This window comes from Caryophanon latum (genome assembly GCF_001700325.1).
Lineage (GTDB): Bacteria > Bacillota > Bacilli > Bacillales_A > Planococcaceae > Caryophanon > Caryophanon latum.
In genome coordinates this window covers 1-14,980 of record NZ_MATO01000041.1, presented here as the reverse complement: position 1 = coordinate 14,980, position 14,980 = coordinate 1, and the positions used below count along the sequence as shown (strand labels likewise).

Annotated in this window: 16 protein-coding genes and 1 pseudogene; 3 read left to right on the top strand and 14 right to left on the bottom strand. The window is 38.4% G+C overall.

What is annotated here, in order from left to right; all coding sequences use genetic code 11:
- Positions 1-1,562 (bottom strand): S-layer homology domain-containing protein (locus A6K76_RS11175; RefSeq protein WP_139108688.1); only part of this gene is annotated, 1,562 nt, incomplete at its 3' end.
- 214 nt (positions 1,563-1,776) lie between these two features.
- Here A6K76_RS11175 and A6K76_RS11170 point away from each other — a divergent pair.
- From A6K76_RS11170 to fliT, 3 genes are read left to right on the top strand one after another with little or no spacing between them, the layout of a single operon-like run.
- On the top strand, positions 1,777-2,166 hold the full coding sequence (locus A6K76_RS11170; protein ID WP_083995405.1) for a flagellar protein FlaG: 390 nt from the start codon (positions 1,777-1,779) through the stop codon (positions 2,164-2,166).
- 22 nt (positions 2,167-2,188) lie between these two features.
- Complete coding sequence (gene fliD / locus A6K76_RS11165) at positions 2,189-3,829, top strand: flagellar filament capping protein FliD (protein WP_066465093.1); 1,641 nt, start codon at positions 2,189-2,191, stop codon at positions 3,827-3,829.
- Between the two features lie 17 nt (positions 3,830-3,846).
- Positions 3,847-4,209 (top strand): flagellar protein FliT, encoded by a 363-nt coding sequence (gene fliT / locus A6K76_RS11160; protein WP_066465092.1) that lies wholly within the window; start codon positions 3,847-3,849, stop codon positions 4,207-4,209.
- Between the two features lie 44 nt (positions 4,210-4,253).
- Here the strand turns inward: fliT and A6K76_RS11155 are convergent, their stop codons facing one another.
- From A6K76_RS11155 to A6K76_RS17280, 13 genes and pseudogenes are all read right to left on the bottom strand, one after another.
- Positions 4,254-4,487 (bottom strand): hypothetical protein, encoded by a 234-nt coding sequence (locus tag A6K76_RS11155; RefSeq protein WP_066465091.1) that lies wholly within the window; start codon positions 4,485-4,487, stop codon positions 4,254-4,256.
- A 38-nt stretch (positions 4,488-4,525) separates the two neighbouring features.
- Positions 4,526-4,891 carry a hypothetical protein gene (locus tag A6K76_RS11150; RefSeq protein ID WP_066465090.1) on the bottom strand — a complete coding sequence of 122 codons (366 nt, stop codon included), beginning with the start codon at positions 4,889-4,891 and terminating at the stop codon, positions 4,526-4,528.
- A 75-nt stretch (positions 4,892-4,966) separates the two neighbouring features.
- Positions 4,967-6,106: a UDP-4-amino-4,6-dideoxy-N-acetyl-beta-L-altrosamine transaminase gene (gene pseC / locus A6K76_RS11145; protein WP_066465088.1), complete on the bottom strand. Its 1,140-nt coding sequence runs from the start codon at positions 6,104-6,106 to the stop codon at positions 4,967-4,969.
- A 19-nt stretch (positions 6,107-6,125) separates the two neighbouring features.
- A complete protein-coding gene (gene pseH / locus A6K76_RS11140; RefSeq protein WP_066465085.1) occupies positions 6,126-6,674 on the bottom strand; it encodes a UDP-4-amino-4,6-dideoxy-N-acetyl-beta-L-altrosamine N-acetyltransferase in 549 nt (182 codons plus the stop codon).
- A 26-nt stretch (positions 6,675-6,700) separates the two neighbouring features.
- Entirely contained in the window at positions 6,701-7,747 is a 1,047-nt protein-coding gene (gene pseI / locus A6K76_RS11135; protein WP_066465084.1) for a pseudaminic acid synthase, read from the bottom strand.
- Entirely contained in the window at positions 7,744-8,700 is a 957-nt protein-coding gene (gene pseG, locus A6K76_RS11130) for a UDP-2,4-diacetamido-2,4,6-trideoxy-beta-L-altropyranose hydrolase (protein ID WP_066465083.1), read from the bottom strand. Before pseG ends, pseI begins: the two co-directional genes overlap by 4 nt.
- On the bottom strand, positions 8,701-9,423 hold the full coding sequence (locus A6K76_RS11125; protein ID WP_066465081.1) for a cytidylyltransferase domain-containing protein: 723 nt from the start codon (positions 9,421-9,423) through the stop codon (positions 8,701-8,703).
- A 4-nt stretch (positions 9,424-9,427) separates the two neighbouring features.
- Complete coding sequence (gene pseH / locus A6K76_RS11120; protein WP_066465079.1) at positions 9,428-9,994, bottom strand: UDP-4-amino-4,6-dideoxy-N-acetyl-beta-L-altrosamine N-acetyltransferase; 567 nt, start codon at positions 9,992-9,994, stop codon at positions 9,428-9,430.
- Positions 9,995-10,020: 26 nt separating this feature from the next.
- Positions 10,021-10,986 carry a UDP-N-acetylglucosamine 4,6-dehydratase (inverting) gene (gene pseB, locus A6K76_RS11115; protein WP_066465077.1) on the bottom strand — a complete coding sequence of 322 codons (966 nt, stop codon included), beginning with the start codon at positions 10,984-10,986 and terminating at the stop codon, positions 10,021-10,023.
- Positions 10,987-11,014: 28 nt separating this feature from the next.
- On the bottom strand, positions 11,015-12,820 hold the full coding sequence (locus tag A6K76_RS11110; RefSeq protein ID WP_066465075.1) for a motility associated factor glycosyltransferase family protein: 1,806 nt from the start codon (positions 12,818-12,820) through the stop codon (positions 11,015-11,017).
- A 345-nt stretch (positions 12,821-13,165) separates the two neighbouring features.
- Entirely contained in the window at positions 13,166-13,795 is a 630-nt protein-coding gene (locus tag A6K76_RS17285; RefSeq protein WP_066465071.1) for a transposase, read from the bottom strand.
- A 23-nt stretch (positions 13,796-13,818) separates the two neighbouring features.
- A complete protein-coding gene (locus A6K76_RS17055) occupies positions 13,819-14,307 on the bottom strand; it encodes a transposase (RefSeq protein WP_245671982.1) in 489 nt (162 codons plus the stop codon).
- Positions 14,308-14,490: 183 nt separating this feature from the next.
- A pseudogene (locus A6K76_RS17280) lies at positions 14,491-14,712 on the bottom strand (transposase family protein); the annotation flags it as partial.
- Positions 14,713-14,980 lie beyond the last annotated feature (268 nt).

Genomic DNA, 14,980 nt, shown 5'->3' with positions numbered 1-14,980 from the left:
CCTTCACCTGGTTGCTCTGGATCGGTTCCTGGGTCGCTGCCGCCTTCACCTGGTTGCTCCGGCTCGTTGCCTGAATCAGTTTGTTGACCACCTGCTGATGAATCATTACTGTTCGGTGTGCTACCTACATTTGATAAACCACCACCCGTATTACCGTTCGATGTACCACCAACAATGTTGTTTACAGGAGGACGATTTGACGTTGTACTACCATTATTAAAACCAAATTGTGCAACTGCTTGCTGCCATGTGTACTCAGTGCCGTTAATTGTGACAAAACGAATCGTTAACCCTGTATTCACTGTCGTCAACTCACCTGTTGCTCCATTTGAAATAAGCTGTTCAACTTTACCCATACCATTTATTTGTAAGTTTTGTCCTACATACACATTTTGGAAATCACCATTTAATTTTAAAAAGCTTGCTAGTAGTGCACGAAGATTTTCAATGCTACTCTCTCCGTCTAACGCTACATCGATTTGTTGCCCTTGGAATGTTACATCTGTTAATTGGGAATCAATTAAATTCAGCCGTTGTTGTTGCCAAACTAGCGCACTCGTTGAAGCAACTGCAACATTTACAACATCTAACGTTGCATTTTGCGCGACCACTTTCTCATACGTTACTCCCTGGTTGCTAATTTTTTGATGTACTGTTGTAGCAGTGATGTTTTTTAATGTTGTTAATGTCGTCGGTGCATTGAATTGCTCGACTACTGCACCTTGTCCATCAAAAGTTGTTCCTTGTGTTAATGAAAGCACTACTACTCGTTGAATTTCATTTTTCTCTATTACAACTTGTACTGTTGCACCGTTTAACGCATCTTCATTTTGTGCTGCTTGTAAAAATGATGCGGCTTCACCAACACTATACGTTTTACCATTAATCGTTACACCATCTGCAGAAATCGCTTCAATTGTTCCTTCAATACGATCTTTTGTCGTTGCTTGTTGTGCACGAACAATGAACGAGGAAATTTGTGCACGTGTAACAAAATCCCCCATCGCAAATGTTGTTTCTGTTTTTCCTGTCGTAATATCAAACTGTGCTAACGTGTTAATATATGGCGCAAATTCATGATTTTTCGGAACATCTGAAAATAAATGCTCTCCGCCAAGCTCTAACTCAAAAGCACGAGCAATAATTTTTGCCATTTGACCACGTGTTAATGAAGCATTTGGATGATAGTTTCCATTATCTCCATTAATAATTCCTGCTTCGGCAAGGGCTGAAATATGCGTATAATATTGATGCGTTGACGGCACATCTTCAAATGTTGGTGCAGTCGATGTCGCCTGTAAGCCAAGTGCATTTGCAATCATTTTAGCCGCTTGACCTCGCGTCACATGCGCATTCGGCTTAAATGTGCCATCTGGATAGCCATGAATAGCACCTTGGTTCGCCAATGCATAAATATTTGCTGCATGGGAGCTTTTTTCGTCTACATCGCTAAATTGATTCGCCTCTGCTTGAGGTGTCATTATCGTTAACGTACTTGCGACTAATGCGGTGCTCATCGAGATTTTCGCTAGCTGATCGGTACGTGATTTTTTCTTTTTCATCCTGTTGCCCTCCGTCGTATATATTGAATAATGCGTGATTTCCACTATCAAATTTACATATCGAAAGGGGAATACGTCGCATATTTCTGTTCAAATTTATATCGACATAAAATAAGAAATTTGTAATAGCACCAAAGTGTCAATGTTGTGATTTTATAACCGATAAAAAACGTAAGCATCGCAAACTATTTAGTATAAATTGGAGGGGAACATTATGCGCGTTGCATCTCAAAGTAATATAGGCTTATCTGTACATCAGTCTTCTATTAAACCTTCAGCAACTACAAGCTCACAAGCTGAGCCAAAACAAAAAAAAGAAGCAGCTTCAACAACTACTGAGCCAACTGCTATTAAATTTTCTTCATTAGACAAACCCGCGATGAAAGAAAAGCTTGAACCTGCAATGGAGGCAGTGAACGAATTACTAAACACAACGAATAAAGCTGCAAAATTCGTGTTACATGAAGGTTTAGACAAATACTTTGTACGTTTAGTGGATGCAAAAACAGAAGAAGTCATTAAAGAAATTCCACCAGAGAGCTTATTAAATGCTTTTTATGAGCTTCAAAAAATGGCTGGGATGATTGTTGATGAAAAAATTTAAAGAAAAAATGGAGGTTTTATAAATGAGTATGCGAATTGGCGGTTTAGCGTCTGGTATGGACATCGATAGTATCGTTGCAAAGATGATGCAAGCTGAACGAGCACCACTTGACAAGTTCCAACAGCAAAAGCAAACGTTCGAATGGCAACGTGATGCGTTACGTACAATTAACAAAAACAACAAAACGTTACGTGATTCTTCATTAAATATGACGCTACAATCACATTTAATTAAGAAAACAGTAACATCAAGCAACGATGCAGTATCTGCTACAGCTTCTGCTGGCGCAACAGGTACACTTGCAATTTCAAGCGTGAAGCAATTAGCAACATCAGCAACAATTAAATCTGCAGGTGTTTTTGAAGAAGGTACAGCGAGCAATACAAAGCTTTCAGACACAGCCGCATTAGCTGATTTATTCCCAGCTGGTCAAGATACTGTTGATTTAAAAATGAAAGTTTTAAAGGATAGCGGCAAGATGGAAGACGTTACGATTTCGTTAACGAAGGACGATACGATTGGCACGATGGTATCGAAATTAAACAACTCTTCTACAGGCTTAAACGCTTATTACGATGAGCGTAGTGGTAGTCTTTCAATCTCTACAAAGGCGACAGGTCTTGGTAAAGTGTACGAAAGCAGTGAAGGTGGCGTATCAGCTGATAAAGGAAGCTTATCAACAACAAATGGCGCTTCAATTTATGAGGTTGATACAAGCATTTATTTAGAAAGCGATTCAGGTGGATTATTCCAAAAATTAGGTTTCAATAGCGCAGGCGATTTAACGGATAGCAAATTCGGAGATAGTCCAAACTCTGTAGCATCTGCTGGTCAAAATGCGGTTATTACTTACAACGGTTTAGAGCTTGAACGTAACTCAAACACGTTCGAAATTAACGGCTACCAAGTGACGTTAAACAAAACATTTAACGAATCGAATGACTTAAATGTGCCACCAATTACATTAAAGGCTGAAACAGATGTTGACAACTTCATCGACAAAGTAGAAGAATTCGTTAACAACTACAATGCGTTCATTAAATCAACACATGATGCGATTAACGAAACGAAAAACCGTAACTATGCACCGTTAACAGAAGAGCAAAAGAAAGATATGTCTGAAGATGAAATTGAGAAGTGGGAAAAAATCGCGAAAAGCGGTGTAATCCGCCGTGACCAAACAGTTGCTTCAGGCTTACAAGACTTACGCTCAATCATTTATTCAAACGCAGGTCAATCTGGTAAAAACTACGATACATTAAGTGAAATCGGTATTACGACGACGAAAAACTATAATGACGGCGGTATGCTTGAGCTAGATAAGGACAAGCTACGTAAAGCGTTATTAGAAGATGAAGAAGCAGTATTTAAAGTATTCTCAAACTCTACTGAAGGCGAGCCAGAAGGTGTAATCCAACAAATTCGTAAGTCTTTAGATAAGTTCGAGGATCAAATCGAAGTAAAAGCTGGTAAAGATTCTGCAGCACAAAATACGTTCTCAATCGGTCGTAACTTAGATAATTTAGATAAACGTATTAGTACATGGGAAGACAAAATTAAAATGATCGAAGAACGATATTGGAAACAATTCACAGCTATGGAAACTGCGATTAACAAAGCAAACGAGCAATCGACATTATTCATGTCAGGCACAACAGCGTAATAAGTTAGGCGATGACGATGGAACAACAACTACAGCAACTATTACAGCTATCTGCTAAACTATATGAGCAGCTCGGTCAAACCGTTACAGGTGAAAACCGAGATGCTTTCATTACAGCTATACATGATAAGCTTGACGAACGTGGTGACTTAATTGATGCGCTACAAGATGCACAGTTTAAGTACGATGAAAATAATCGTCTACACCGTACATTAGCAGAGCTTGATAAAGGCATCAACGAACGACTGCAGCACGTCATGACGCAAATAAAGGCTGACTTACGTGATTTACGTACATTAAAGGCACAGGAACAGCGATACGCTAATCCTTACGCCAACGTTCAAACGATGGACGGTCGCTACTACGATCGCAAAAAATGAAAAAAGCATCGCGCCAAAGGAATGTTCCTAAGCGCGATGCTTTTTCAATGCACGATATTCGAATTCAATTGATGCTCAAGCTCATCAATTTCTAACTGAAGGACATCTATCTGTTGCTGAAGGTTTACGATTTCTTGAGCAGTTAACACATATTGTAAGCGATATTGTGCTAACGTTCGCATCACTCGCAGCTTGCCTTCAATCTTTGCTAGTATTACCTCTTGCTCTTTCGCCCATTGCACTTGCTCGATTAAAAATTTTAACACATCATCGTCCATGTGGGCTCCTTCATGTTTGAAAAATAGTGAGCAATAAATTAACTAATGACTTCTTCAAACTGCCAATCAGCCGCATTTTTAAATAACGGCTTTAGTTCATCTTCAATTAATGAAATCACTTCATTATAATTCGTTGCCTCAATCGCTACATTGATTTTTTCAAATAATGGCACAACTGAAGAAATTGGACTGTTAATATGTAGTGACTGACCTTTTAATAACGTCTCTGCTTCAATTAACCATGATAACCCTTCACTTAAATCTACGATACCTCGTAAACCTTCTGCTAGCTGATCTGCTTTAAGAGCTGCCACAATACGTGTACAACCATCTTCAATTTTCACTACATATTCGTAATACGATACTTTTGTATCTTCAATTAACGCTACTATGTTCTCTGCCATTAGGGGGACTCCTTTATAATTCATAATGTATTTTATATCGGTGATAACCGTTAGAAGTTGATTATCTTATCTACATTATAAATTATTTTTCATAACCATATTAAATTGCTCAATAATATAACTAATTTCTTCTTGCTTTAAAGCTGGATGTATCGGCAACGTCAACGCCTTCTCATACCATGCCTCTGCCACAGGACATAGCCCTCGCTTATAGCCGAGCTGCTCGTAGTACGGATGCCAATATATGGGAATGTAATGCACATGCACACCAACATTCGCCGCGCGCATTTTCTCAAACACGTCCTTACGATTTGCTCGCTCAAGCTGTACCATATATAAGTGCCAGCCCGATTGTGTGCCTGCTAGCTGATATGGTGTCGTAATACCATCATGACCTGAAAACGCTTCGTCATACTGCTTTGCAATTTGTGCGCGCTTTTCGATAAAGTCGTCTAGTTTTTTCAGCTGTGATACACCGAGTGCCGCTTGTAAATCCGTCATGCGATAGTTGTAACCAAGGTCAACCATTTCGTAATACCAATCACCTTGTTCAGCGGCATACTCTGTTTTCTCAATACCATGACTACGGAAACGAAGTAGCTTTTTGTAATACTCTTCGTCATTTGTAACAATCATGCCACCTTCAGCCGTTGTGACAGGCTTTACAGGGTGGAAGCTAAACATCGTCATATGCGCAGTTTGCCCAACTTTACGCCCTTTATACGTCGCACCAAGTGAATGTGCCCCGTCCTCAATGACAACTAAATTGTGCTCGTTCGCAATGCTCATCATTTCATCAATATCCGCAGGCTGCCCTGTGAAATCAACGGGAATAATTGCTTTTGTTTTCGGTGTAATATGTTTTCGCACTTCATTTGGATCAATGTTGTACGTTTTTTCATCAATATCTGCAAACACAACTGTTCCACCGACGTAACGTACACAATTCGCACTTGCCGCAAACGTAATCGGTGACGTAATGACCTCATCACCCTCACCGACACCTGCTGCATAGCACGCGCCGTGAAGTGCCGCTGTGCCGTTTGAAAATGCCACTGCATACTTCACACCGACGTAATCCGCCACTGCGCGCTCAAATTCTGCAATTTTTGGACCTTGTGTTAAGTACGGTGAGCGCAGCGTATCGATTACTGCTTGAATGTCTTCTTCGTCGATGCTTTGCTTACCATAGGAAATAAAATCATAATTTTTCATAATTTTAATTTACACATTATTAAAGCTCAATGTGTAACCTTTCATAATTCATTACTTTTTTTAAAGATTCCCACCTATGCTTCGTAATCCCCATGCTTACTACGTCATAAAACTGTCCATTTTTAAAAATATGATCCTTATATACACCCTCTACTACAGAACCAAATTTCTTATGGATTTCAACTACAGCCTCATTAAAAGAAAAAACTTCACAGCATAGTTTATTTAATTTCAATTCATAAAATACATAATCTAAAATATTGCACTCTAATATTCTTGCTAAACCTTTACCTCTAGCTTCTAAAGAGCCTAGATAATACCCCCAATCACATTTTTGATTAATATAGTCTATATTTATTAAGTTTAAAACACCTACTGGTAAATGATTATCCAGCTCAATTATCCAATAGCGACATGTATCATCATTTTGAATTGCTTCAAACCACTTTTTTTGTCCATCCAATGTCAGTATTGGATCTGTATACATATACTTTGTAACTTCTGGTGACATTCGCCATTCCATAATCATATTTAAATCTTGTTCAGTGATTCTACGCAAATTAACCATTTTTGTTCACCTCAACTATTTTAAATTTATATTAATAACTCCCAACTTAAAGGCGTACCTTTTTTCACATCTTGCTTAATCGCTTTCCCTAACACTAAATCATAATATTTCGTTGGTAAACCTAGCCCTGGTCGAACGTTACGCACATTTTGCTCCGTTAATACATCGCCTGCTTGTAAATCTTCCCCGATATAAAGTGAACGGCGGAACTTTGTTGAATCCTTCTCTGCATCAGTCGGTCCGTATGTGACATTCCCCAAACTTTGCCATGCGCGCTCAGTTTCTTCTACGAGCATTTTTAACTCATGTGGCTCCATTGAAAACGCTGAATCGACGCCGCCGTCTGCACGAGACGTCGTGAAATGCTTTTCAATTACCGTTGCACCGAGCGTGACTGCTGCCACCGATACACCGACACCCATCGTATGATCTGATAAACCGATTTCTGTTTGGAACAGCTCGCGCATATGTGGAATTGTTGCGATGTTTGAGTTCGCAGGTGTTGCAGGATACGTGCTCGTGCATTTTAATAAAATGAGCTGGTCGTTTCCTTCTGCTCGGAATGCACGCACAGCTTCGTCAATTTCTGATGCTGTTGCCATACCTGTTGAAATAATCGTCGGTTTGCCAGTGCGTGCTACTTTGCGAATAAGTGGTAAATCAACGTTTTCAAATGATGCAATTTTGTACGCAGGTACGTTTAACGTTTCTAAAAAATCGACCGCTGTTTCATCAAATGGTGAGCTAAATGCTAACATGCCAAGCTCTGTTGCTTTATTAAAAATCGCTTCATGCCATTCCCACGGCGTGTATGCTTCTTTATATAAATTGTACAGTGAGTTCCCTTTCCAAAGGTTCGCATCATCTTGAATGAAAAACTCACCTGTATGTACGTCGAGTGTAATCGTATCAGGCGTGTACGTTTGTAACTTTAATGCATCGACACCCGCTTCAGCCGCAAGCTCTACTAAATGTAGTGCACGCTCTAACGACTGGTTATGGTTGCCCGACATTTCGGCAATAATAAAAGGCTTCGTATGTCGTCCAATTTCTTTTTGTCCAATTTTAATCATGTTATCAGCTCCAACACTTTATGACACCAAGCGTTCGGCTTATCTGTAGCAGTGAGCTGTAATCCATTTTCACTCATATACCCTACAGCAATATATTGTAGCAGCTGTGCATACGTTTCTGCCGTTACGTGCTCGTGCCATCCTAAATTTATCGTAACTTGTAGCTCATGCGCTAAAGTTGTCGTCTCACTTTGATTATCGGCAACGATGGTCGAACTTGAAGGTAACCCGACGTAGCAGCGTTCCCAAAGCGTTGACCCACCTGCACCTATTGCAAAATCTGCCTGTATCATTAACTGCGCCATATAATCAATTTGACAATGATAATGATATGCTCGCTCATGACAAATCGCTGCAATTTGTTCTTTCACTGGATTGCCGTTACCAACAACAACATCGACATGCGCAAAGTGATGATTTTTTAACGCCTCTAACACTTTCATCGTCTCATTCGTCGGATCCGTTCCACCCATAAAAATAAGGAGACGCTCAACGTTTTTACTTCGCGGCATCAGTTTTGCTCGCGCTTCAATAAACTCATCACGCATTATTAAATAAGTCGGTCCAAGTAGCTTTACGCAATGTGCTGGCACAATCCCGTCATAGCGCGTCGCAAAATGTGGCACAACGTTTTGATCGAGCAACAAATCACAATCATGCTCGCGCGCTAAGTCATCAATAACTGCAAGCTTTTTCGTAAACGGTCGAATGCTTCGCTCCCATTCAATTCCTAACCCATAATGATCCACAATATAAAGCTGTGCATGCTCCGCTTCTTCAATACAACGAAACCCCTGTTGCGCCACGTAATCAATTAAATGACCTTCTAATCGCTCCATCCAAAATGCAACGTCACAGCCTGCTGCTCGTAGCTTTTTTGCTATCGTTAAACAACGCATTACATGACCGCTACCAATTGTAACGGAAGCATCCGCTCGAATAACTATGTTCATCTATATCACCGGCTTTTGTTCAATATGTGCATTAATACTCGCTACTTCAGGCGTTTCTTGTAAATAACGAATAACGTCGACACTGGAAACGAGTGGATCATTAAAGTACGCTGCCACTTTTGAAAGCATGTCATAATCTTCTTCTGTATCAAGCGTAATGCGTAGCTCAGGTGCTTGTCGATTGCTCGGTACTGTATACCTTACTGCTTCAAATTGCTCACTATACTCGTATGCATAGTACGTTACGTGCTCACGATGGCGTGGCTCTTTTCCGACTTCATGAATTTTTAGCAATGCGTCGTATGCAATGAGTTCTACCGCTAATCCACGTGGTAATTCGCCTTGCAGTAACACAATATCTTTTCGTTCATGTGCCATTAGCTCAACGATTTCAGATGCCATTTCATAATCGACAAACGGGCAATCTGACGTTACACGCATAACATAATCCGGCTCATATTGCTTCGCGCATTGCACGTAACGATCTAATACATCTTCCTCTGAACCTCGGAAGCACGCGACATGATGCTCCTCACACCATTTCGCAATTGCATCGTCCTGTGGCAAATCACTCGTTGCAATAATAACTTCATCTACACCTTGTATTGCACGACAGCGAGCGATATCATAACTTAATACGTCCGCATCGCCAAGTCGCTTTAGCACTTTTGCAGGTAAGCGTGATGAACCGACGCGGGCTTGAATAATAGCAATTGTTTTCATCTAATCACTCCGTAAATAACATTTTTTCAAGTTCACTTTTCATTTTTAGCCACTCATCTTTAAATATACTAAATAAATAAATGTCACAGTACTCGCCATTTTTTAAAATATGTTTACGTAATAGACCATCTTGAGTGAACCCTACTTTTTTATGAAAATGCAAGCTTCGTTCATTATAGTCAATTACTTCTGCACATACCTTTCTTATCATTACTTCTTCGAATAAAAACTGCAACATATAATATCCTAATAACATGCCCATCCCTTTCGGTGCTTCCTTTACCCCAATATAGAATCCCCATTCCCCTAGATTAGATTGATTATCTGTTAATCGAAAATTTGCTAGTCCATATGGCATACCTTCATAATATAAAATCTTCATATAAACTTGGTCGTCTATTAAATTATTTTCAAACCATTTAATATGATATTCCCATTGCAAATGTTCACTATTGTACATCACTTCTCGTATAAATAATTGATTACGCCATTTATAAATTAATTGCATATGCTCTTTTGTTGCATCAACAAATTCAACTTGTTGTTTTCTAATCGTTGTTCTATGCTTCATAATTGAAAAAAATGCAGTCTTGTCGACTACATTTCCTCCACTAATTGTTTCAATTCCTCAATCGTCAACCACTCTGTATTATTATCACTCGTATAAGCAAATCCTTCTGGTAACGTATTGCCTTGTACACCGTCTGCTGGATTCCACCAAGATAATTCAGGGGAAATGACGTAATATGTATCATATTCCAACGTATGACGCGCATCGTCTTCCATAATCATTGCTTCATGCAATTTCTCACCTGGGCGAATGCCAACGATTTCCGTTTTACATTCCGGTGCGATCGCTTTTGCTAAATCCATAATGTTCATGCTTGGAATTTTCGGCACAAAAATTTCGCCGCCCTGCATGCGCACTAAACTATCTAATACAAACTGTACACCTTGCTCTAACGTAATCCAAAAGCGTGTCATACGCTCATCGGTAATCGGCACAACGCCTGTTTCACGGATTTTTTTGAAGAACGGTACAACACTGCCACGACTACCGACTACGTTACCGTAACGTACAACCGAAAATTGTGTTTTCTTTTCACCGACATAGGCATTTGCTGCCACGAATAGCTTATCAGAAGCAAGCTTTGTCGCACCGTATAAATTCACTGGTGAACATGCTTTGTCCGTCGATAATGCTACTACTTTTTCTACGCCGCGATCAATCGCAGCTTCAATAATGTTTTGCGCACCGTGAATGTTTGTTTTTACCGCTTCAAACGGGTTGTATTCACATGCATCTACGTGCTTCATCGCCGCAGCATGAATGACAATATCAACGCCATCAAACGCGCGATATAGACGGTCTTTATCGCGAACATCGCCAATAAAGAAGCGAATACGCTCATCTTGAAACTCTTGCTTCATTTCGTATTGCTTTAGCTCATCGCGACTGAATACGATAATTTTTTTCACGCCAAGTGTGAGCGCTTTCGTAATGAATTTTTTACCGAACGAGCCAGTGCCACCTGTAACTAAGATTGTTTTTTCTTTTAACATTGAATGTTACCTCATTTTAAATAATATTTTAAAATTTAATTTTATTAATTACAAGTTCAAAAAGTTTCTCAATCTTTTGAATTGTCGATATTATAACAATTAAAAATTTAATATGAACAGCTTTTTTAGCAGATAAAGTATCCACTGATATAACATCTTCAATCGAACTTAAATCCCAACTTGTTTTTAAAACAAAGCCCTGTATATTGTGAATCATTAAAGGATGACTAGTCGATTTTTGAACAAATAAATCAAATAAATCAAGCTCTTTTTGAATAGTATTTAAATTATCTCTGATAGTTAATCCATTTATCTCCATCTTATTATATCTATCTATATAACCTTCTGCTTCTTCTCGAATTTTTTTAAACTCTGCTAATTCATGTTCAAAAGATTTTTGTAACTCTATTTTAGAAAATTCGTACGTAGGTATACTTTCCACTATTGAATACACACTATCGATATCGTTATTACAATATTTATCAATTGCTTCTTTAAAAGACATTTGAATTGTCATTCCAATTTTCGCGCCACCTTCAGTAGCATTGATTACATTCAAGTTATATTTATCAATCGTTTTCTCATACCACGTTTTAAACATCAACCAAATATCTGTAGTTTTTACTTGTCCACCATAGTAACCTTCAATATAATCATCACTCTTTACTTGAGGCTTCTTTTCTAAAGTATCATATATTGTATCGCTTACATGTGAATTACTTTCATCTTCTCCATAAGCTAAATCCTGACCAATTAAAATAATTGGAGAGGCTCCTAAATGTTGCGCCATACCAAAAGCAACATGTGCACAAGATGTTCCCATTAGCATTCCTGTATGACCCGTTGCCTTCATTATATGTCTTAACCATTTGTATTCTGCAACTTCTGTTCGGTAAGGTAATATCCAATTACCTTTATATTCCTCAAAGATTCGACTATCTAGCAATAATGGTCCTACAAGAGTTACTTTTTCAGGTATAATAGTATCCTTGTAAAAATAATCATACACTTCTGGAATACGCTCTAATGAGCATACAAAATCTGGAGTTATACCCATTTTCAAGACTTTCTTGATTACAGTATCAACAGCTAATATAATAGCTTTTCCTTCTGCTTGTTTTAAATACTCTATATTTTTTTCTAGAGAAGGTCCTGCAGCAATAACGATTGCAGGTTTATCTTTATATTTATCTTTAAGAAAATGTGGATTTTTAGATTTTAGCATATATAAAATATTATTAAAGTTATTTTCAAGACCTTCTAATCCATCTTCTATACTATTACCAGTAAGTGTTACTTGAGATTTTATATTCTGACGAATATTTTTTATGAATGCCCTGGTAATTTCAAAATCATAATTTCGATAATAATCTGTAAGATAAAAACACGTATTATTTACTAATGAAAAATAATAAAAGTCGCTCATTATATTTAACAAAAATGCTTGGAAAAATTCAATCTTATTAGCAAATAAAATCACATTATCATTTTCAAAAACTTTTAGCTTTTTAGTATTTAAAGCTACATTAAATAAAGTAGGATTAGGTTCTATAACAATCAAAACTGACGTTCGATTTAATGTTCTATATAATTTATTCAATTCATTAGGCGAGTTAATACCAAAGGCAAAAACCATTTGGCGGATACGAATATCCCCTTGGTTACTATCTTCAAAACAATCTTCGACTTTTATTAATCTTCCTATCTTATCTTCAAAAAAATCTATTTTTTCTCTAGTACCAATATATTGCAATGTAAAGTCTGACTCCAATGCTTCTCCTATACTATTCAAGGGATTTTTACCTAATAATTTTATATTTTCATCAAGATACATTCAAAAGCTCCTTCTCTCTTATACTCTTCTTATATATTAAAATTATCGGCAATTATATATAAAAGTTAAGAAGAGGCTGGGACATAAGTATTTCTATATAGACGGTGATTAAAATTTATAGTCAAAAGCTCTTTTTCTTGTTTTCCTGTATACTTGTGCTATCAGATACGAAACGAAGAAAAAAGATGCGTAAAATTGTGCTACTTCCTGAACATCAAATCCCTGCTGCGTTAGAAGAATTAAAGCTCGCTTGTTTAGTGCAAAATAAAAAAGGTTCTTACGCACTTTTGGTGAAAACATTCCTGCCTATATATAACTGAAATCCAACGTTATTTTTAAATAATATTACAGACGATATTGCATGCGTTTTTCTAATAAATCTGGTTTGGCACGACCATACATCATACGCTTGAGCCATTTCAGTCGATTTACCTGCCCTTCTACTAAACCATTGGAATAGGGTAATTGAAACGCATTTTTGACAGCGGCTAAATCTAACCGTAAGCCAATACTGTAGCGATACAATGGTGAATTTTTATTTGTCAGTTGTCTATTCATCCAGTTGAGTAAACATTTCACATCTCGTTTGTCAAAAAGCGATCGATAGCTTTGGATCAGTTGCTCAATCGGTTGAAGAAAAGGATACAGCTGTTGGCAATGCCGTAACACTTCTTTTTGCTCCTCAGTAAGTGTATTGAACCCCCTCCAAATCCAGTGGGAAAGTCGTGCTCTTGAAATACGATACAACATGGTTTGCGCGACTTTTGCCTTTTTCTTTGCCAGATAGGGGTCCAAAAAACGACGCAATGCTGAGCGGCTACCATCATAACCTATTGTTTGGATTTTTTTTAGAATTTGGTTCAGTGTGAGATGCTCGGCATCATATGCCATGATTGCTTCATAATACGGCTGTAATTTTAGCTGAGCTGTCTTGATTTTACGCTTCGTTTTTCTTGGAGGCGATTGTTTTTTCAAATAGTTATAGATCGTTCCTCGGCTTAGTTGATACTTTTAGTAAGTTGCGTAATACGTATCCCTGCCTTGTAATCATGTTGTACTTGCTGGATGAGCTGCCATTTCGGTTCGTCAATTGGTTTCTCTGCGGCTGGTTGGACAACGTCTTCATCACCTAGTTGATGCCATTCGATTTGAGTAGGTAGCTTTTGCTCGAGCCATTTAAACAGTGTGTCTTTCGCATTTTTGATTAAATGCCATCGATCGCTTACTTGTGTAATCGACGAATTTGCCGTAATCGCTTCACGATAGGTTTTAGAACCATCTCGGCTAACAATTTGAAGCTGCGGCTGAGTCCTTAACCAACTTTCGACTACTGTGCTCGTTCGACTAGGTAAAATCGCGAGTGGTTGGTGGGTAGTTAGATCGCAAATCAGCGTGCCATAATCCGCACCTTTACGAAAGGCGAAATCGTCGATGCCAATCGCTGTTGTATGAGGTAGTTCAATTGTTGTCGCACGTATCAATCTCAAAAAAGCATCATGACTCACTCTACGCAAATAGGGTTGTATGATTCGTTCCGCTTGTCGACAACTCATCGAAAAGACCAACTGTCTTAAAAATTGTTGCAGTCGCTCTGTCTTCCTTGCATATGGCTGAAGCCAGGTGAAACGTTCTGTGAAAATTTGTTGCGTACAAAATCGTTCAACACAAAACCATTTCCGCGATTGTAAGTGGATTTGTACGTGTTGCATCCTGATTGAAAGGTCTTGCAATTTACGGGAATAGAAGCTGTGTTGTTTTTGACTTCGTGTCCCACACGATGGGCAACATGCCGCTGTTTTGATTAATCGTAAATAGATGTGGATCTCTTGTTGAGTTGTTTGAAGTAACAAAAGCGAAAGATGTTTTTCGGGTGCTTGCCAAGGGATTAGCATGTAAATCATTCCTTTTCGATACTATACCCGAAAAATAAGAGTCACTAGCTTTCACCAAAAGTGCGTAAGAACCAGTTTTAGCTTAACAAATACACGGCAGTGACATTTGGGACAAGTAGCAATCGTATTGACACTAGCTAAGGCTAATTGATAACCCGTTGCTTGTTCGGTAATGGAAATGAGGCGAATAAATGGATCAGGAATTTTCCAAGGGATGAACATAGTAATATGGTACCTGTGGAGTGGACACTTGAAAAAGAGTGTGCAC